Origin of the sequence: Pontimonas salivibrio, assembly GCF_002950575.1 — a bacterium.
GTDB lineage: Bacteria > Actinomycetota > Actinomycetes > Actinomycetales > Microbacteriaceae > Pontimonas > Pontimonas salivibrio.
This window is the reverse complement of record NZ_CP026923.1, coordinates 1,079,476-1,098,662: the sequence shown is the minus strand read 5'-3', so window position 1 is coordinate 1,098,662 and position 19,187 is coordinate 1,079,476. Positions and strand designations below refer to the sequence as shown.

Annotated in this window: 18 protein-coding genes; all 18 read left to right on the top strand. The window is 59.0% G+C overall.

Translation table 11 applies throughout. The features are described from left to right. The first annotated feature begins 9 nt into the window (after window positions 1–9). Window positions 10–2,670: an alanine--tRNA ligase gene (gene alaS / locus C3B54_RS05500; protein ID WP_104913609.1), complete on the top strand. Its 2,661-nt coding sequence runs from the start codon at window positions 10–12 to the stop codon at window positions 2,668–2,670. Then, window positions 2,667–3,143, top strand: coding sequence for a Holliday junction resolvase RuvX (ruvX, locus tag C3B54_RS05495; protein WP_104913608.1), 477 nt, complete (start codon window positions 2,667–2,669; stop codon window positions 3,141–3,143). The genes alaS and ruvX overlap by 4 nt, the downstream gene beginning before the upstream one ends. Beyond that, the gene (gene mltG / locus C3B54_RS05490) at window positions 3,140–4,327 is read left to right on the top strand and encodes an endolytic transglycosylase MltG (protein WP_104913607.1); all 1,188 of its coding nucleotides are present in this window, start codon (window positions 3,140–3,142) and stop codon (window positions 4,325–4,327) included. Before ruvX ends, mltG begins: the two co-directional genes overlap by 4 nt. Further along, a complete protein-coding gene (locus tag C3B54_RS05485; protein WP_104913606.1) occupies window positions 4,296–5,186 on the top strand; it encodes a shikimate dehydrogenase family protein in 891 nt (296 codons plus the stop codon). The genes mltG and C3B54_RS05485 overlap by 32 nt, the downstream gene beginning before the upstream one ends. A 5-nt stretch (window positions 5,187–5,191) precedes the next feature. Continuing rightward, on the top strand, window positions 5,192–6,397 hold the full coding sequence (aroC, locus tag C3B54_RS05480) for a chorismate synthase (protein ID WP_104914287.1): 1,206 nt from the start codon (window positions 5,192–5,194) through the stop codon (window positions 6,395–6,397). Then, complete coding sequence (locus C3B54_RS05475) at window positions 6,390–6,899, top strand: shikimate kinase (protein ID WP_104913605.1); 510 nt, start codon at window positions 6,390–6,392, stop codon at window positions 6,897–6,899. Before aroC ends, C3B54_RS05475 begins: the two co-directional genes overlap by 8 nt. Beyond that, window positions 6,892–7,986 (top strand): 3-dehydroquinate synthase, encoded by a 1,095-nt coding sequence (gene aroB / locus C3B54_RS05470; protein ID WP_104913604.1) that lies wholly within the window; start codon window positions 6,892–6,894, stop codon window positions 7,984–7,986. The genes C3B54_RS05475 and aroB overlap by 8 nt, the downstream gene beginning before the upstream one ends. Window positions 7,987–7,995: 9 nt before the next feature. Then, entirely contained in the window at window positions 7,996–8,427 is a 432-nt protein-coding gene (locus tag C3B54_RS05465; RefSeq protein ID WP_104913603.1) for a type II 3-dehydroquinate dehydratase, read from the top strand. A 41-nt stretch (window positions 8,428–8,468) separates the two neighbouring features. Further along, window positions 8,469–9,032: an elongation factor P gene (gene efp, locus C3B54_RS05460; protein ID WP_104913602.1), complete on the top strand. Its 564-nt coding sequence runs from the start codon at window positions 8,469–8,471 to the stop codon at window positions 9,030–9,032. Further along, on the top strand, window positions 9,029–9,586 hold the full coding sequence (gene nusB, locus C3B54_RS05455; protein ID WP_104913601.1) for a transcription antitermination factor NusB: 558 nt from the start codon (window positions 9,029–9,031) through the stop codon (window positions 9,584–9,586). The genes efp and nusB overlap by 4 nt, the downstream gene beginning before the upstream one ends. A 79-nt stretch (window positions 9,587–9,665) precedes the next feature. After that, entirely contained in the window at window positions 9,666–10,196 is a 531-nt protein-coding gene (pyrR, locus tag C3B54_RS05450; RefSeq protein ID WP_104913600.1) for a bifunctional pyr operon transcriptional regulator/uracil phosphoribosyltransferase PyrR, read from the top strand. Then, window positions 10,193–11,140, top strand: a complete 948-nt coding sequence (locus tag C3B54_RS05445) for an aspartate carbamoyltransferase catalytic subunit (protein ID WP_104913599.1) — start codon at window positions 10,193–10,195, stop codon at window positions 11,138–11,140. Before pyrR ends, C3B54_RS05445 begins: the two co-directional genes overlap by 4 nt. After that, window positions 11,137–12,450, top strand: coding sequence for a dihydroorotase (locus tag C3B54_RS05440; RefSeq protein WP_104913598.1), 1,314 nt, complete (start codon window positions 11,137–11,139; stop codon window positions 12,448–12,450). The genes C3B54_RS05445 and C3B54_RS05440 overlap by 4 nt, the downstream gene beginning before the upstream one ends. Continuing rightward, window positions 12,447–12,950, top strand: coding sequence for a PH-like domain-containing protein (locus tag C3B54_RS05435; RefSeq protein WP_104913597.1), 504 nt, complete (start codon window positions 12,447–12,449; stop codon window positions 12,948–12,950). Before C3B54_RS05440 ends, C3B54_RS05435 begins: the two co-directional genes overlap by 4 nt. Continuing rightward, window positions 12,947–14,104, top strand: coding sequence for a glutamine-hydrolyzing carbamoyl-phosphate synthase small subunit (carA, locus tag C3B54_RS05430; RefSeq protein ID WP_104913596.1), 1,158 nt, complete (start codon window positions 12,947–12,949; stop codon window positions 14,102–14,104). Before C3B54_RS05435 ends, carA begins: the two co-directional genes overlap by 4 nt. After that, entirely contained in the window at window positions 14,104–17,400 is a 3,297-nt protein-coding gene (gene carB, locus C3B54_RS05425; RefSeq protein ID WP_104913595.1) for a carbamoyl-phosphate synthase large subunit, read from the top strand. The genes carA and carB overlap by 1 nt, the downstream gene beginning before the upstream one ends. After that, window positions 17,390–18,241: an orotidine-5'-phosphate decarboxylase gene (gene pyrF, locus C3B54_RS05420; protein WP_104913594.1), complete on the top strand. Its 852-nt coding sequence runs from the start codon at window positions 17,390–17,392 to the stop codon at window positions 18,239–18,241. The genes carB and pyrF overlap by 11 nt, the downstream gene beginning before the upstream one ends. Then, window positions 18,228–19,184, top strand: coding sequence for a guanylate kinase (gene gmk / locus C3B54_RS05415; protein WP_158665551.1), 957 nt, complete (start codon window positions 18,228–18,230; stop codon window positions 19,182–19,184). Before pyrF ends, gmk begins: the two co-directional genes overlap by 14 nt. Window positions 19,185–19,187 lie beyond the last annotated feature (3 nt).

Sequence of the window (19,187 nt, the reverse complement as noted above, 5' to 3'; positions counted from 1 at the left end):
GGTGAGGTAATGGAAACCGCCGAGATTCAGCGCCGCTGGTTGACCTATTTTGGTGACCGCGGTCACAGCGTTGTTCCCTCAGCGTCATTGGTGAGCGACGACCCCACACTGATGTTCACCGTGGCGGGGATGGTTCCCTTTATTCCCTACCTCACGGGAGTTGTTCCTTCACCGTTTGACCGCGCCACCAGCGTCCAAAAATGCATTCGGACGTTGGATATCGAAGAGGTGGGTAAAACCACGCGTCACGGCACGTTTTTCCAAATGAATGGCAACTTCTCCTTTGGCGACTACTTCAAAGAGGGCGCCATCGGTTTTGCCTGGGAGCTTCTCACCAGTTCCGAAGCTGACGGCGGTCTGGGGTTTCGCGACTCCGACCTGTGGGTGACCGTCTACGAAGAGGACGACGAAGCCTACGAGCTGTGGCAAAAAGTCGCTGGCGTACCAACCTCCCGAATTCAAAGGATGGGTCGCGAAGACAACTATTGGTCAACCGGTCAAGCAGGACCTGCAGGGCCGTGTTCGGAAATCTATTTTGACCGCGGGAGCGAATTTGGGCCCGACGGTGGACCCGCAGTGGATGACACCCGCTACTTGGAGCTGTGGAACCTGGTGTTCATGCAGTACGCCATCGACAATGTGCGAAGCAAAGTCGATTTTGATGTGGTGGGCGAGCTGCCCCAAAAAAACATCGACACCGGGATGGGGATGGAACGCGTTGCGTTCATCAAACAGGGTGTCGCCAACATGTACGAAATCGATCAAGTGCGGCCGGTACTAGACCGCGCTGCTGAGCTCTCCGGGCGAAAATACGGCGCTGACCCCGTCGATGACGTGCGGATGCGGGTTGTGGCCGACCACGTGCGCAGTGCGCTGATGCTGATGACCGACGGTGTGGCACCCAGTAATGACCAACGCGGCTACGTCCTGCGTCGCTTGCTGCGTCGCTCCATTCGGTCGATGCAGCTACTGGGCGTGAAGGAAGCGAGCTTCCCGGAGCTCTTCAGCGCCTCAAAAGACGCCATGGCACCTGCGTACCCTGAAGTGGCGAGCGAATTTTCCAGAACGCTTTCCCTGGCGACTTCTGAGGAAGAATCGTTCCTCGGCACCCTAGAAGCGGGAACGACAATCCTCGATGTGGCTGTCAGTAAAGCCACCGATGCGGGCCAGGCCACTCTCGATGGGGACACCGCTTTCGTGTTGCACGACACGTATGGCTTCCCCATCGACTTAACCCTGGAAATGGCTGAAGAGGCCGGTCTCGGTGTGGACCAGGAGCGCTTTGCCAGTTTGATGTCTGAGCAGCGAGACCGCGCTAAACAGGACGCCAAGAAGAAGCGCTCACAGGTGGCCGACACTTCCGTGTACCGGGAGTTCCGCCAACACGGCGAAACAGTGTTTTTGGGTTACGACGACCTCAGAAATGAGTCGAGTGTGTTGGGGCTCATCCGCGACGGGATCGCGGTGAGCTCAGTGGGTCCCGGTGACACCGCCGAAGTGATTCTCGCGGAAACCACTTTGTATCCGGAGTCGGGTGGGCAGGTTGCCGACCAGGGCACACTGGAAGCCCCCGGTGTCGTTGCCACGGTTCTTGATGTCCAGCGTCCCGTCTCTGGCCTCATTTCTCACACGGTGCACGTTGATCAGGGTGAGTTGGCGGTGGGCCAAAGCGTTGAAGTTCTCGTCGATGAGCCCAATCGTCGTCGCGCCCGCCAGGCCCACTCCGCCACGCACCTCATTCACGCTGCACTGCGCGACACCCTGGGGCCCCATGCCACGCAGGCGGGTTCACTCAACCGCTCCGGATACATGCGGCTTGATTTCTCGTGGACACAAGGGCTTGCCGCAGACCAGAAGTTAGAAATCGAAGCAATCGCAAACCGCGCGATTCACGACGACCTGGAAGTCAGCACCAAGGTGCTGCCCATTGACGAAGCCAAAGCTCTTGGCGCAATGGCGCTCTTTGGCGAAAAATACGGTGACACCGTGCGCATGGTCGATATTGGTGGCCCGTGGTCGAGAGAACTGTGTGCGGGAACCCACGTGGCGTCTTCCGCCCAAATCGGTGTCATCAACCTGGTCCACGAGTCGTCCATTAGTGCAGGAGCACGTCGGGTAGAGGCACTGGTGGGTATGGAAGCACTGAGTGAGTTCAGTCGCGAACGCGAACTGGTTGCCGGCCTGCAACAGACCCTCAAAGCTCCTCGGGCGGATATTCCCGCCCGAATTGATGAACTCATCAATCAAGTCAGGCAGATGGAAAAAACCATCGAAAGCCTCACCCAGAAAGGTTTAGGGGGAGCCATCGAACGGCTTGCTCCCACCGCGACCACATACGGCCCGGTGAATGGCGTTGTCGGCAGGGCCGACGAAGTGGCCAGTGCTGATGACCTGCGACACGTTGCTCAAAATGTGTTGCAACGTCTGGGCTCCGGTGCTCAGCTTGTCGCCTTAGGGGCTGACATCGCAGGGCGCGCCACCATCGTGGTCGTCGCCAACTCAGACGCCGTTGACCAGGGTGTCCACGCCGGAAACCTGGTCAAAGAATCGGTCGCCGTGGTGGGCGGTGGTGGCGGTGGTAAACCACAACTCGCCCAGGGTGGTGGCCCTGACGCAGCGGGTCTCGATAAGGCGCTAGAAACACTCGCCTCGAGCCTTCGCCAGTTGTGAACGATCACGCTCCCAGGCGTGGCGTGCGCCTCGGCGTTGATGTGGGTAAAGCCCGGGTGGGCATTGCCCGCTCGGATCCCGCAGGAATTCTTGCCGTTCCGGTAGAGAGCGCTCCTCGGGCGGAAGCCCTCAACCGACTGGTCTCCCTCGCGGGTGAATATGAGGCGCTTGAAGTTGTAGTCGGTAAACCCATCAGCCTCTCAGGTTCGCACACTGCGTCAACGGAGGACGCGGAATCTTTTGCTGCAGAGCTGGCGGGAAAGCTGGACTGTCCCGTTCGGCTGGTGGACGAGCGCCTGACGACTGTTCAAGCGAGTGCGGTTCTTCGTGGTCGCGGCCACAGCGCGAAAAATCAGCGGAGTGTGATTGACCAAGCATCGGCTGTTATCATTTTGCAACATTCATTGGATAGTGAAGCCGGCAGCAGCGTGGCTCCGGACGATGCGGTCGGCAGACCTGAGGGTGGTTCATGAGCGACGACGAGTTTGAGGCTCTGCTGCGTGGTTCGGGTCAGCCCGACCCCCCCGAGGAGCAGCCCGAACAACGCTCCCGCCGGGAACACCGTGAAGGTAATAAGAGTGCCGGTGCCCTCATCCTCGTCATCGTCCTCGTGGTGATCGCAGGACTCGCCGGGACGGGGTGGTGGGCGTGGAGCCAATATGGCGAGCGGGTCCTCGCCTATCTCGGTGAAGAGGAAATTCCTGATTACGCCAGTGACGGGACGATGACGGAAGTGCTCATCGTCGTGGAACAGGGCGATATTGGCGAAGATGTGGCCAGAAAGCTCGCTGATCAGGGCGTGACGGCCTCCTTTGAGTCGGTCTACCAGTTACTCCTAGAAGACACCAGCATCACCTTCCAGCCCGGTACGTACCGTCTGCGTGCCGAAATGTCGGCGGCGGCAGCGATTGAGGCCCTCCAGGATTCCGATAATCGGTTGCTTTATCGAATCACCATTCCTGAGGGACGCTCCGTCACTCAGGCGATAGAGACCATCGCCGAAAATTCGGATATTCCTCTGGCAAACCTTGAAGCGGCCATTGACGACCCCAGTGTGTACGGTGTTAACCCTCCCGCGGATAACACCTACCTTCAGCCTTTAGAGGGTTACCTTTTTCCCGCCACCTACGAGGTTGAGCCGGGCACCAGTGCCAGTGCGCTAATCCAACAGATGGTCGATGAGATGATCAGCCGCTTGGACAACCGAGGTGTGGAGCCAGATCAACGCCACGAAGTGCTCACGAAAGCGGCGCTTGTGCAACGAGAAGCCAAAGAGCCGGAAGATTTCTTCAAAGTCGCGGCCGTGATTGATAACCGTTTAGAAGACGGAATGCCTCTTCAGTTCGACTCGACCGTGACCTATTGGGAAAACACTTTCGGCACCGTCTGGACCACCGACGCCGCACGGGAGAACGCTGACAACCCTTACAACACCTACTACTACACCGGTTTGCCGGTGGGTCCTATTGGGTTACCGGGTGACATTGCCTTGGACGCCGTGTTGGAGCCCGCAGAGGGCAGCTGGAAGTACTTTGTGACTGTGAACCTGCAGTCGGGAGCCACAGTGTTTTCTGACACACTCTCCGAACACAACGCTGCCGTGGCGTTGCTTCGAGAGTGGTGCGATGATGCCGACAATGCCGTCTACTGCGAGTAATCTGCGCTTCGAAGTCTGGGGCTCACCCATACGCCACAGTCGCTCGCCGGAGCTCCACCAGGCTGCCTACCGTGTGTTGGGACTCGATTGGACCTACCGTCGCCAGGAGGTGACGGAGGAACAATTCCCGCAAGACTTTTCCAGCCTCGCTCCGGAAGTCGGTGGCCTTTCTTTGACGATGCCACTCAAAGAAGTGATTTTGGGTCACGTTGCTGATCACCGCGGACCGGTTGATCTTTTGCACGCGGCCAATACGGCCGTGAAAAACGCAGACGGCTGGTGGTTGGATAACACCGACTGGTGGGGGGCCTGGCGGACTCTCCAAGATTGTGGGGGAACGGCACACCAGAAGGTCTGGCTCTTAGGAGCCGGGGCAACAGCCAGGGCTGTAGTTTTCGCTCTCGCCGAAGATCGACCAGAGCACCTCACTTTGGTGGTGAGAAGCCCTGAGCGGGCCCGCATCACCCGGGTCTTAGGCGAGACTTTGGGTCTTTCGCTGAGCGTAGCCACCTTCGATGACCTTCCCACAGAGGCCGCTGACTGGGTGATTTCCACACTTCCAGGCGGGGTGGCCCCCGAGGCGCCCGGTCTCGCCCGCCAAGCCCACAGCGCGAAACTTTTCGATATTGCCTACGACCCTTGGCCCAGTGGGTTGGCTACGGCATGGCAAGAATCGCCACACCCTGTGGTGTCTGGCATGTCGATGCTGGTTTATCAAGCTCTCGGCCAGTTGCGCGCCTTTATTCAGGGCGATAGCCAAGAGCGGCTGAAACGCGAAAACGAAGTACTTGAGGCGATGTGGCAGGCGATTGGCCCTACCCCCGGCGCGGATGTCGCCCAGCCATCCGTGGAAGAATAGTGTCCATGCTTCGATGGCTTACTGCGGGTGAATCGCACGGACCGGAACTTGTTGCCCTGCTCGAAGGGCTTCCCGCCGGAGTTGAGGTGAGCGAAGACGCACTCCAACAGGCTTTGGCCAGGCGGCGGCTTGGCTACGGCCGCGGCGCACGAATGAAATTTGAAGCTGACGCGCTGTCGATCTCCGGCGGCCTTCGCCACGGGGTGACCCAAGGCGGGCCCGTCGCTCTGCGTATTGGAAATACGGAATGGCCGAAGTGGGAAAAAGTGATGAGCCCGTGGCCGGTAGACCCTGAAGAATTGACCGGTGCGAGGGCGGGAGCACTCACCAGGCCCAGACCCGGCCACGCGGATCTTGCCGGGATGCAAAAGTATGCCTTTGACGACGCCCGGCCAGTTCTTGAGCGGGCCAGTGCGCGTGAAACGGCGGCTCGTGTCGCCTTAGGGGCAATCGCGGCAGCGTTTTTGAAACCGCTCGGTATAGAGCTCATCAGCCACACGGTGGCCATCGAGCAGGTGGAAGTCCCGCGTGATGTGGCACCGCCATTGGCTTCCGAATTGGCACGAATTGACGAGGATCCGATGCGCTGTGCGCATCCAGAGACGTCTCAGGCGATGGTGGAGCGTGTCGATGCGGCCCATAAATCTGGTGACACCCTGGGCGGTGTTGTCGAAGTGGCGGTGTACGGACTGCCACCAGGTCTCGGTTCCTACGTTCAGTGGGATCGCCGCCTTGACGGGCGTCTCGCCGCAGCATTGATGGGGATTCAAGCGATCAAAGGCGTTGAGGTGGGTGATGGCTTCCACACCACCACTGTGCCCGGCTCACTTGCTCACGATGAGATCGTTCCAGGCCCCGATGGTGCCCAGCGCGTGACCGGCCACTCTGGGGGTATCGAGGGCGGTATGAGTACCGGTGAAGTGTTGCGAGTGCGCGCGGGCATGAAACCCATTGCCACGGTGCCCAAAGCGCTGCGAACAATCGACACCACATCCGGTGAAGCCGCTGGGGCCCACCATCAACGCTCCGATGTGTGCGCAGTACCCGCTGCTGGCGTGGTCGCAGAAGCCATGGTCGCATTGGTGATCGCTCAGGCGGTGTTGGAAAAATTTGGTGGCGACTCGTTGGGGGAAGTTCAGCGCAACCTTGCCTCCTACGTGGAGTCCATCCCGGAAACGCTGAAAACGGCGCCTGGCTCGAACGGTGAGTAGTAGTCACCCCAGAGTCGTCTTGGTGGGACCACCGGCTTCGGGGAAAACCAAGATTGGCAAAGTTCTCTCGAAGCGGTTGAACGAACCTTTTGTGGATACCGACACGGTCTTAAAAACCCGGTACGGGCCTATTCCCGCGATTTTTGCCGACCAGGGTGAGTATTGGTTTCGGGCTAGGGAAGCGGAGGTCGTGGCGGAATTCCTTGACGCGCCGGGCGTCCTCTCTCTCGGCGGAGGCGCAGTGACCACCGCGGGAACTCGCGAAGCGCTTGCGGATCACACGGTGGTGTTATTAGAGATTTCTGCCGAGGCGGTCGCACCGCGTTTACACAACGACAAGAGACCTTTACTCTCGGGCGGGGTGGCGCAGTGGGAAGAACTGGTTGCCGGTAGGAAGGGCTGGTACGACGAGGTCGCGACCTGGCGAATCGATGTCTCCCACCGGCCCATCGACGAGGTTGCCGAGGAAATTGCCGAGTATTTGGAAGGTGCCAATGACTGACACAACCGTGATTGACGTCACGAGCGCAGGGGTAAACCCCTACCAGGTGCACATCGGCCATGGTGTTCGGCAACAGATTCCCGAATGGTTGCCACACGACGCCCAGAAAATCATGATCGTTCACCCTCCAATCCTGCACGCCAGGGCAGAAGCACTGCGCGAGGCGCTCTCGGCGCAAAAGGAAGTCGTATTGGCTGAGGTTCCCGAAGGGGAATCGGCGAAACGCATTGAGGTGGCGAGCTTTGTGTGGGGCCTGCTCGGTCAGTTGGACTTTTCCCGAACCGACGCGATTATTGGTTTTGGGGGAGGGGCCACGACAGACCTGGCGGGGTTTATTGCCGCTAACTGGTTACGCGGGGTGCCCATTGTGCAGGTGCCCACCACGGTGTTGGGCATGGTTGATGCCGCCATTGGCGGCAAAACGGGAATCAACACCACTGAGGGGAAGAATCTTGTGGGAGCGTTTCACGCACCACACGCCGTTGTGGTGGACCTTGATTGGTTAGAAACCCTGCCAGAAAACGACATTCGGGCGGGACTCGCCGAAGTGGTCAAATGTGGGTTCATTAAAGACCCCGCCATTTTGGAGCTGATTGAAGCCCAACCCGACGAGGCCATTCGCGCAGGCTCCGATGTCCTGCGCGAGCTCATCACTCGAGCCATCCAGGTGAAAGCGGACGTGGTCAGTGACGACTTCACCGATGTGGGTGCCCGCGAGGTTCTCAACTATGGCCACACCTTGGGCCACGCCATCGAACACGCCGAGCGCTACCTGTGGCGACACGGTGTGGCGATTTCCATCGGAATGGTTTTCGCCGCGGAGCTTTCCCAAATGGTGGGCGGGCTTAGCGATGAGATTGTGGCCCGGCATCGCTCGGTCTTGAGCCTTCTCGGTTTGCCGTTGGACTACCCCGTCGATCGGTGGCCACAGCTTCTGGCAACCATGCAGAAAGATAAAAAGAGCCGAAGTGGTGTGCTGCGGTTTGTCATTTTGGATGGCCTCGGTCACGCGCGCGTTCTCGCCATTCCCGACGAATCGGTGCTTGTGGCCGCCTACCACGAGCTGCAAACGACCAGCGCCCAGTAGTCTGTAGGGATGCAGTCGATTTGGGTGATTAATGGCCCCAACCTTGGCCGACTTGGAACGCGGCAACCCGAAATTTACGGGACACAAACCGGTGGGGACATTCACGCTGTGCTTCAGGGCGAGCACCCCCAATGGGATATCCAGTGGAAGCAATCCAATGACGAGGGTGAAATCATTGGCTGGCTACACGAAGCGATCGATGGAGCCATTCCGGTGGTGTTGAACCCCGCTGCGTTTAGCCACTACTCCTATGCCCTTCGCGATGCCTGCGCGATGGTCACTGAAGCGGGACTGCCCCTCATCGAGGTTCACCTGTCGAATCCGGCGGCGAGGGAAGAGTTTCGGACGCACTCGGTCATTTCGGCGGTGGCCACAGGCGTGATTCAAGGCTTTGGTGCTGATTCTTACCGGCTCGCCCTCGCCCACATCACCGCACGCTAAATCCCCGACCACAACCTGCACGGAAGAGAGACGACGAAGAGATGGCAACGACAAACGACATCAAGAACGGCGTAGTGCTGAGCCTCGATGGCCAGCTGTGGTCGGTGATCGAATTCCAACACGTGAAGCCCGGCAAGGGTGGTGCTTTCGTGCGCACCAAACTGCGCAACGTGCGCTCCGGGAAAGTTGTCGACAAGACCTTCAACGCCGGGACAAAAATTGATTTCGCCACCGTTGACCGTCGCGACTACAGCTACCTGTACCAGGACGGCGAAAACTACGTCTTCATGGATACCAGTGACTACGACCAGGTCACCGTCCCCGGCGTGACGGTGGGTGACGCCGCCAACTACATGTTGGAGGGCACCGAAGTGCAGATTGCCATGTACGAGGGTGAGGCACTCTCGGTCGAACTTCCTCCGTCGGTCGTTCTCGAAGTGACCTACACCGAGCCTGGCCTCCAGGGGGACCGCTCGTCTGCTGGCACAAAGTCCGCCACTCTCGAAACGGGTTTTGAGATCCAGGTGCCGTTGTTTTTGGAAAACAACACCAAAGTGAAGGTGGACACCCGCTCCGGTGACTACCTCGGCCGTATCAACGAGTGAGTGCGCGTCACAAGGGCCGAAAACGCGCCCTCGATATTTTGTATGCGGCGGATTTGCGCCGCGTGGAAATCCTTGACGTGCTGGAGAGCGAATCCGCTCGGGTTGCCAAAAACCCTGATCAGTTACCCGCTTTTGAGTTTGGGGCCACACTGGTCCGCGGCGTGATGGGTGCAAGAGATCGCATTGATGAACTCATTTCCACCACGTCAACGGACTGGCCACTGGAGCGCATGCCGATTGTGGACCGCTCAGTCTTGCGCCTCGGAGTGTACGAATTGCTGGCGATGCCAGAGACACCGACTGCTGTGGTGATTGCCGAAGCGGGTGGTCTCGCCAGTGAATACAGCACAGATGATTCGCGTGGCTTTATTCAGGGCGTGTTGGGAACTATTGCGGAGCGGGTGCGTGGGGCCGGGCGCGAAGGCTTCAGTGAACACGGCTCGCCTGCATCACAAGCTGCGGAAGCTTCGGATTCTGCGCCACAGGAAGAGTCATCAGAGAGTGGGCCACCAGGACCCGAGGACATTTCGCCCGACACCGGGCGCACCGCGTAGTTCTCCCACGCCAAGCCTGGTACGCTTCCTGACGGTCCTACTTTAACCAGCGTCCAGAGAGGCGTGGAAGGAGGTACCGATGGCCAGCGACAGCGTCTTTAGCCAATCGGATATCACGCGCACGATTAAGCGCATGGCCCACGAAATTGTGGAAGGCAATCCGGACTCTTCGCTTCTCGTCCTTCTGGGTATTCCCACCCGCGGTGTGGTCCTCGCGAATCGCCTCGCCGAGCACATTGGCGATATCACCGGTGAGGATATTCCCACTGGGGTTCTGGATGTCACCATGTACCGAGATGATTTAGACCAAGCCCCCCTTCGAGTCCCACAGCCCACAACCGCCCCCACTGGTGGCCTAGACGACCGCATCGTGGTGCTCGTCGACGATGTGCTCTTTTCGGGCAGAACAGTCCGCTCGGCACTCGACGCGCTTGTTGATTTAGGTCGACCCCGCGCTGTGCGACTCGCGGTTTTGGTCGACCGCGGTCACCGTGAACTGCCCATCCGTGCCGACTATGTGGGAAAGAACTTGCCGAGCGCCCTGGGGGAGCGGGTTCAGGTTCGGTTACTGGGTGTTGATGACCGCGAAGCCGTGGAGGTCATTCGATGAACCACCTTCTGGGAACCGACACGCTCTCCCGCGAAGAGGCGGTGTCCCTGCTGGATTCGGCAAAAGAATTCGCCCGCGTGGCAGATCAAAAGATGCCAAAACTCCCCGCCCTTCGGGCGGTGACAGTGGTGAACCTGTTTTTTGAAGATTCAACTCGCACTCGCCTGTCTTTTGAAGCGGCGGCTAAGAAACTCTCCGCCGACGTGATCACCTTTCAAGGCCAAGGCTCCAGCCTGTCAAAAGGCGAAAGTTTGAAAGACACCGCCCAAACACTGGAAGCGATGGGGGCCAAAGTTGTTGTCGTTCGACACGCTTCTTCCGGTGCGGCGCACCGACTGGCCCACTCCGGCTGGCTCAGCTCATCGGTAGTCAACGCGGGAGATGGAACCCACCAGCACCCCACCCAAGCGCTTCTTGACGCCTACACACTGCGTGAGCGCCTTTACGGCGAAAACGCTGCCGGGGTGGGGCTTGACGGTGTCAGTGTGGCGATTGTGGGCGATGTGGCCCATTCCCGGGTCGCTCGCTCCAACGTGCACCTGTTGCACTTGCTGGGAGCCCAAGTGACCCTCGTCGCCCCGCGCACCCTCGCACCGAAGGGCATTGACTCGTGGCCGGTCAACTACGATCACGATTTTGACCGGGTGCTCAACGCAGGACCCGACGCGGTGATGATGCTCCGGGTACAACGCGAGCGCATGCGGGGGAGCTATTTTCCCAGCCCTCGCGAATACACGAAACACTTTGCGCTCAGTGAGGACCGGTTCGCTGCCTTACCCGAGCACACTCTGGTGATGCACCCGGGTCCGATGAACCGAGGTGTGGAAATTTCTTCGGTCGCAGCCGATTCACCGCGCTCCACGATTCTTGACCAAGTAACCAATGGAGTTTGGGTGCGAATGGCAGTCCTTTACCAAGTCAGCAGGGGAGGCCAGACGGCATGAGCGAAATACTGATTCGGCAGGCGGCGCTCTTAGGGGGCCCAAAGAGCGATTTAGCCATCAAAGATGGCATGTTTGTTGACCCGGTGGATCTCGACCCGAGTGCACGAGGCACACAGCTGATTGATGGGGAAGGACTTGTCGCCTTACCCGGACTGGTCGACTTACACACTCATTTGCGCCAGCCCGGAATGGAACAAGCCGAAACCGTTCTTTCCGGCTCGCAGGCGGCTGCAGCCGGCGGATTTACTGCGGTGTTTGCGATGGCGAACACCCAACCGGTGGCCGACTCGGTGGGGGTGACCGATATGGTCCACCGCCTCGGGCAGGAAGCAGGCTACGTGGATGTCCGTCCCATTGGGGCGGTCAGTAAAGGCTTAGCCGGTGAAGAACTCGCCGGAATCGCTGGAATGGCGGGCGGCACAGCGAAGGTTCGAGTGTTTTCTGACGATGGACACTGCGTGTCCGATTCCCTGCTGATGAGACGTGCCCTGGAATATGTGGGAACCTTCGGTGGTGTGATTGCCCAACACGCTCAAGACCCCAGGCTGACCGAAGACGCCCAAATTAATGAGGGTGCACTGTCGTCTCGGTTGGGTCTTGCCGGTTGGCCCGCAGTGGCCGAGGAAGCCATCATCGCGAGAGATATTCTCCTCGCCGAATACACCGGGTCCAGACTTCACCTGTGCCACCTCTCCACAAAAGGCTCGGTGGACATTGTTCGCGAAGCAAAAGCGAAAGGTGCACGGATTACGGCGGAAGTCACGCCGCATCACCTGTTGCTCACCGAAGAGCTCACCGCATCGTTCAATCCGCTCTACAAGGTCAACCCACCGCTTCGACAAGATGACGACGTCCAAGCACTTCGCGAAGCCGTGGCGGACGGCACGATCGACATTGTCGCGACCGACCACGCACCACACCCCAGTGAATCCAAAGAGTGCGCCTTCGACGAAGGGGCGTTTGGCATGCTGGGGCTCGAGGTGGCCTTAAGCGTTGTCCAGAAGGCTCTGATCGAACCTGGACACTTGGATTGGTCCGGAGTCGCTCGAGTTCTCTCCCAGACACCCGCCCACATTGGTGGTCTCGCCGGGTATGACAATCCGCTGACAGTGGGTGCTCCGGCACACCTCACCCTGGTTGATCCGGCGGCACTCAAGGATGTTCAGATGCGCTACACCCGCTCAGGAAACAACCCTTATGGCCACCTGCAGTTGCCGGGCGAAGTCCGCCACACCTTTTTTCGCGGGGTTCACACCCTCGCGGACGGACGTATTGTGCCCGCGGATGAACTCCCGGGAGTAGCGAAATGACGCGGGAATTGGCGGCCGGCCTGATGTTGGCGCTTCTTGTGGTGGCCCTCTTGCTCGCCTGGTGGGGCTGGCGCCACCGGGTGGGTCGACACCGGGACCTGCCAGAGCTCTTAGCGTCATCAGAGGTTTCTGTGCGCCCCGAGCGGGTTCATTCGTTGCTCTATGTCGCGACGACACAGTCGGACGCACCATTGGAGCGCATTGCCAGGCGTCCCTTGGCGTTTCGCGCACGGGTTAACCTGGGCAGTGGCCCCGATGGCCTGTGGCTGGATATCGCCGGTGAAGACGAAGTTTTCATTCCCTCTGCTCAGTTGATTGCGGTGGGTCGCGCCACGTGGACAATCGACCGAGTTGTCGATAGTGATGGTTTGATCTTTGTGCGCTGGCAGTGGGGCGAGCGCGAAGTCGATAGCTATTTTCGCTCAGTGGATTTCCCAGCTGAAGACGTTCAACGCGCAGTGGAAGTGGCACTCAGCAACGACACCAAGGAGGATGCGTGAGCATCAACACCCCCGCCGTATTGGTCTTAGAAGACGGCACCCGCTACGAAGGCACCGGTTTTGGTGCTGAGGGAAGCCGCTTTGGTGAGCTGGTGTTCAACACCGGCATGACCGGTTACCAAGAAACGCTGACGGACCCCAGCTACGCGGGCCAAATCGTCGTGATGACCGCTCCACACATCGGCAATACCGGAATGAACCAGGAAGATGAGGAATCCAGACGCATCTGGGTAGAGGGATTTGTGGTGCGGGATGTTGCCAGGAGGCCGTCGAATTTCCGCAGTCAGATCTCGCTACCCGATGCACTCACCCAACAAGGGGTGGTGGGCATCAGCGGGGTGGACACACGCGCGATCACCCTGCAGCTTCGAGAAGCAGGCGTCATGAGAGCCGGAATTTTCTCCGGAGCCGAGGCAGGCCTTGATCCGACACAACAACTCGACCAGGTGATCAACCAGCCCGAAATGAGTGGACAAAACCTCTCCGCCGAAGTGTCTGTGCAGACCACACGAATTGTCCCCGCTGTCGGAACACGCCTAGGGGCTCTTGCCGTCATCGATTTGGGCATCAAGGAATCCACTGTCCACCACCTGGCTGCCCGAGGGTTTGAAGTCCACGTCATGCCAGAGACATCCGGGTGGTCGGATATCGAAGCCATCAGCCCGGTCGCAGTGTTTTACTCCAACGGTCCAGGTGATCCGTCGGCCAGCGATCGACACGTTGGAATTTTGCGGGAAACCCTCTCCAAGCGGTTACCGTTTTTTGGCATCTGTTTTGGTAATCAACTTCTCGGTCGAGCGTTTGGCTTTGATACCTACAAACTCAAATACGGACACCGAGGAATTAACCAGCCCGTGTTGGATAAGCACAGTGGGACTGTGGAAATCACGGCCCAAAACCACGGCTTCGCCGTGGAAGCACCCCGAGACGAAGTGGTCGAATCGCCGGCCGGCTTTGGTCGCGTCGAGGTGAGTCACATCAGCTTGAACGACAACGTGGTGGAAGGACTACGAGCGCTCGATATCCCCGCATTTTCGGTCCAGTATCACCCTGAAGCGGCTGCTGGGCCCCACGATTCCACCTACCTGTTTGATCGATTCCGGGACATGGTGACCGACTATCTGGCTCAGCCCAGCGAAGGAGGGCGGCTCTAGTGCCCAAGCGTGACGACATCAATACGGTTCTCGTCATCGGTTCCGGCCCGATTGTGATCGGCCAAGCCGCCGAGTTTGACTATTCGGGCACCCAGGCCTGCCGAGTGCTGCGGGAAGAAGGTGTTCGGGTGGTGCTGGTGAACTCGAACCCGGCGACGATTATGACCGATCCGGGCTTCGCCGACGCGACCTACATTGAACCGATCAGCCCCGAAGTGATTGAGCAAATCATCATCGCCGAAAAGCCTGATGCCATTTTGCCCACACTGGGTGGACAAACAGCCCTCAATGCCGCCATGGCGCTCCACGAGCAAGGAATCCTTGCCCGCCACGACGTGGAACTCATTGGAGCGTCTTTTGAGGCCATCATGCGCGGCGAGGACCGCCAAGCGTTCAAAGACATTGTGTTGGCCTCTGGTGCGGATGTCGCAGCTTCCCGAATTGCCAAAAGCGTTGACGATGCCCTGAGTTACGCGGAAGAACTCGGATACCCGATGGTGATTCGTCCCTCGTTCACCATGGGTGGTGCGGGCTCCGGGTTTGCCCACACCGAAGAAGAACTCATTCGGATGGTCGCTGACGGCTTGCAGCAAAGCCCCACTCACGAAGTATTACTCGAAGAGTCCATTTTGGGGTGGAAAGAATACGAACTCGAACTGATGCGAGATCACGCGGATAACGCCGTCGTGGTCTGCTCCATCGAAAACGTCGACCCGGTCGGTGTTCACACCGGTGATTCGATTACGGTGGCCCCGGCGTTGACCCTGACCGACCGGGAATATCAACGCCTGAGGGATATCGGGATTGACATCATCCGTCGCGTCGGTGTCGACACTGGGGGTTGCAACATCCAGTTCGCGATTGACCCGGCAAATGGTCGCGTGATTGTTATCGAGATGAACCCTCGAGTGTCACGCTCCAGCGCGTTGGCGTCCAAAGCCACAGGTTTCCCGATTGCAAAAATTGCCGCGAAACTGGCGTTGGGCTATCGACTCGATGAGATTCCCAACGACATCACCAAGGTGACTCCGGCTTCTTTTGAACCGACCCTTGACTACGTGGTCGTCAAAGTGCCTCGTTTTGCGTTTGAAAAGTTCCCACTGGCCGATCGGACCCTGACGACCACCATGAAATCGGTGGGTGAGGCGATGGCGTTGGGCAGAAACTTTGCACAAGCACTCAATAAGGCCCTGCGGTCTTTGGAACAGCGGGGAAGCTCTTTCCACTGGTCGGAGCTTTCAGAGATAAAAGACACCCTTCTGCAGCGCGCGAGCGTGCCCACAGATGGCCGGATTGTGACCGTCCAACAAGCGATGCGCCAAGGAGCGAGCGTGGAGGAGGTCTTCCAGGCAACGGGAATCGATCCGTGGTTTGTCGACCAAATTGCGCTCATTAACGAAGTGGCAGACGAGATTGCGGCTGCGCCCGAGTTCACCCCAGAGGTGATGAGGTTGGCCAAAGACACCGGTCTTTCAGATGCACAAATTGGTCAGCTGCGCGGCCTTGGCGAGGTCGACGTCCGGACACTCCGCCACGGTTGGAATATTCGACCGGTCTTCAAAACAGTCGACACCTGCGCCGGAGAATTTCCCGCCTACACCCCCTATCACTACTCCAGCTACGACCTGGAGTCTGAAGTGGCGGCCTCCGACCGCGAAAAGGTGGTCATCTTGGGCTCAGGGCCCAACCGCATCGGTCAGGGTATTGAGTTCGACTACTCCTGCGTCCACGCCACCTTCGCCCTCCGCGAAGCGGGGGTGGAGACCATCATGATCAACTGCAACCCAGAAACGGTCTCTACCGACTATGACACCGCAGATCGGCTCTATTTTGAGCCGCTCACTCTGGAGGACGTCCTTGAGGTCATTCACCAGGAGGGCCAGTCGGGGACCCTTCGCGGGGTATTTGTTCAACTGGGAGGCCAAACTCCTCTGGGGCTTGCTCAGGGCTTAAAAGATGCTGGTGTGCCCATCCTGGGCACTCCACCTGAAGCGATTGATCGGGCCGAAGAGCGCGGACAATTTTCCGCCATTTTGGATCAAGCAGGCCTGCAAGCTCCCAAGAATGGCACCGCCCACTCCGTGGAGGGCGCCATCGCGGTGGCTGATGAGATTGGTTACCCGGTGTTGGTTCGCCCCAGCTTCGTGTTGGGTGGGCGGGCTATGGAAATCCTCTATGACGCGGAAAGCTTGGAGGATTACTTCCAGCGCATTGGTGAATTCGCCATTGTCTCACCGGAGGCACCGCTACTCGTGGATCGGTTCCTTGACGATGCGATCGAAATCGATGTGGATGCACTCTTTGATGGCTCCGAGCTGTATGTCGGCGGGATCATGGAACACATTGAGGAAGCGGGGATTCACTCCGGAGATTCTGCCTGCACATTGCCTCCCGTCACCTTGGGTCGCGACATCATCGACCAGGTGCGGCAAGCCACGCTGAAGCTCGCCAAGGGTATTGGCGTGCACGGGCTGATCAACGTCCAATTTGCGGTGGCCGCTGGCGTTCTCTACGTCCTTGAAGCAAACCCCCGAGCAAGTCGAACGGTTCCATTTGTCTCCAAGGCGTTAGGTATTCCCCTTGCCAGGGCTGCCGCCCTGGTGATGACGGGCTCCAGCGTCCGCGACTTGGTGGCAAAGGGGCTCCTTCCCGCCCAAGACGGGTCAGATGTTCCGGCCTGGCACCCGGTCTCGGTCAAAGAAGCGGTGTTGCCCTTTAAGCGCTTCCGCACACCCCAGGGCGACATTGTGGATTCGATTCTTGGACCAGAAATGCGCTCCACCGGCGAAGTGATGGGAATAGATCGCACCTTCCCCTTAGCGTTTGCCAAAAGCCAAGACGCCGCTTACGGTGGCCTTCCAAGCTCAGGTGTGGTGTTTGTATCCGTGGCTGATCGTGACAAACGTGGAGCTATTTTCCCCATCGCACGACTTCGACAGTTGGGTTATGACATTTGGGCCACCGAGGGTACTGCTCAGGTACTCTCCCGATACGGCGTCCCCGCGCGAGTGGTTGCCAAACACACGGATGCGCGCGATGACAACCAGCCCAGCATCGTCGATCTGATTGCTGCCGGTGAGGTGGACATCATTGTGAACACCCCGCGTGGTCGCTCCGCCAGAGCAGATGGCTACGAAATTCGCACGGCCACCGTGGCTGCGGACAAAGCCCTATTCACCACTGTGGGGCAATTGGGGGCCGCCGTGGTGTCTCTGGAGCAGCGCCCTGAGGTGCCCTCGGTGAAAAGCTTGCAGGAGTATCAGGCGGAGCGTGAGGCCCACCAGGATGAGCAGTAACGCCGCCTCGTTTGCCGAAGCGTTCCATCATTGGCACGCACCGGAGCAGCGCCTGTGTGTGGGCATTGACCCGCACCCTGACGTGTTGGTTCAGTGGGGTCTTGACGACAGCGCTTCGGGCAGTGAAAAATTCGCGACCGGCATCATCGATGCGGTAGTCGACGCGCGTGTAAGCCTTGTGAAACCGCAGGTGGCGTTGTTTGAGCGACACGGTGTGGCGGGTATGCGGGTGTTGGCCCAACTCATCGGGCGTATGCGTGCCCTCGGCATTCGGGTCATCGCCGACGCTAAGCGTGGTGACATTGGGACCAGCCTCCAAGGCTACGCTTCGGCGTGGCTTGCACCAGGTTCCGACTTCGAATCCGACGCGGTGACTCTTAGCCCGTACCTTGGTGTGGGCGCACTAGAGCCGGCTTTCACTCTTGCCAAGGAACACGGCAAAGGGGTTTTTGTCCTCGCCGCCACGTCAAACCCTGAAGGCCAGAGCATCCAATCGGCCGTGACCTCGCAGGGCGTCACTCTCGCCCAAAGCGTTCTCAATCAATTGCAGCACACCGTATCGGCCAGCCAGTCATCTCCGGGGTGGTTGGGCGCTGTGGTGGGAGCCACAATCAACCACGAATCACTCGGCCTGAACCTGAGTGCGGCGCCTGATGTGGTGATTTTGGCCCCCGGCTTTGGCCATCAAGGGGCACAATTGGGTGATCTGCACACCCTTTTTGGTGATGCGTCTTCGCAGGTAATCCCCACCGTGTCGAGGAGCGTTGCGGGAACAGACCCGGACGGTGTTGCCACCAGGCTCGCTCAACACCTTGAGGAGCTTCGTCGTGTCCACCCCTGAGCCACTAGATGGGTCGACACCCACATCGACATCGCCACCGGATAGGTCGGGGTTTGATGCGGGTGCTCAGTCGGCGAAAAGTAGTGCGCTTCGAAAAAGACGCGCGCAGATTAAGGAAGAACTCTCTCAGCTGCAAAGAGACTTTGTCGACACTTTTGACCGCGCCAAGGATTCCGACAATCCCGCACTGTCGGGATTGCGCGTGGATTGGTTCTTGAGGGCTTTACCCGGAGTGGGCCCCACGAAGACCACCAAGATACTCGAGCGTTTGGGTATCAACCCTCGGGCGACAATCGGCGGCCTGCGCATCAATCAACGCACAGCTTTTCGGCGCGAATTGGTGGAACTGACAAAGAACCTGCAACCAAGGCGCACCATCGGGCGCCTTGTTGTCATAGCCGGGCCTACTGCGGTGGGAAAAAACACGGTGATTTCCGAAATTCTTAAGGCACGACCGGAAATTGAAATGAGTGTCTCGGCCACGACCCGGCCGCCACGGCCCGGAGAAGTTGACGGAGTGGACTACTACTTTGTGCCCGATGAGCAGTTTGACGCGTTAGTTGAATCGGGTGAATTAATGGAGTGGGCCGTGGTGCATGGAACACACCGTTACGGAACCCCTCGAGGGCCAGTGTTGCGCCAGCAACGAGCAGGCAAGACGGTGTTGCTGGAGATCGACATTCAGGGCGCACGCCAGCTGCGTGACGGTGGCGAAGAGGCACTATTTATTTTTATTGCACCACCCAGTTTCGACGCACTGGCCGAACGTTTGGAATCTCGTGGCACTGAAGACTCGGACGAACGACAGCGGCGTTTAGCGACCGCCGTAGAAGAGTTGGGTGCCCGCGGAGAGTTTGATCATGTCGTTGTCAACGATGTCGTCCAGGATGCAGCCCAAGACATCGTAGACTTGTTAGAGGCCACAACCCCCCGAGGAGACTAAATC

Coding starts and splice junctions, on each gene's coding strand:
- C3B54_RS05435 (WP_104913597.1), top strand. CDS start 12,447: ATGACGCGGGAATTGGCGGCCGGCCTGATGTTGGCGCTTCTTGTGGTG.
- mltG (WP_104913607.1), top strand. CDS start 3,140: ATGAGCGACGACGAGTTTGAGGCTCTGCTGCGTGGTTCGGGTCAGCCC.
- alaS (WP_104913609.1), top strand. CDS start 10: ATGGAAACCGCCGAGATTCAGCGCCGCTGGTTGACCTATTTTGGTGAC.
- C3B54_RS05445 (WP_104913599.1), top strand. CDS start 10,193: ATGAACCACCTTCTGGGAACCGACACGCTCTCCCGCGAAGAGGCGGTG.
- C3B54_RS05465 (WP_104913603.1), top strand. CDS start 7,996: ATGCAGTCGATTTGGGTGATTAATGGCCCCAACCTTGGCCGACTTGGA.
- pyrR (WP_104913600.1), top strand. CDS start 9,666: ATGGCCAGCGACAGCGTCTTTAGCCAATCGGATATCACGCGCACGATT.
- pyrF (WP_104913594.1), top strand. CDS start 17,390: ATGAGCAGTAACGCCGCCTCGTTTGCCGAAGCGTTCCATCATTGGCAC.
- C3B54_RS05440 (WP_104913598.1), top strand. CDS start 11,137: ATGAGCGAAATACTGATTCGGCAGGCGGCGCTCTTAGGGGGCCCAAAG.
- aroC (WP_104914287.1), top strand. CDS start 5,192: ATGCTTCGATGGCTTACTGCGGGTGAATCGCACGGACCGGAACTTGTT.
- efp (WP_104913602.1), top strand. CDS start 8,469: ATGGCAACGACAAACGACATCAAGAACGGCGTAGTGCTGAGCCTCGAT.
- C3B54_RS05485 (WP_104913606.1), top strand. CDS start 4,296: ATGATGCCGACAATGCCGTCTACTGCGAGTAATCTGCGCTTCGAAGTC.
- aroB (WP_104913604.1), top strand. CDS start 6,892: ATGACTGACACAACCGTGATTGACGTCACGAGCGCAGGGGTAAACCCC.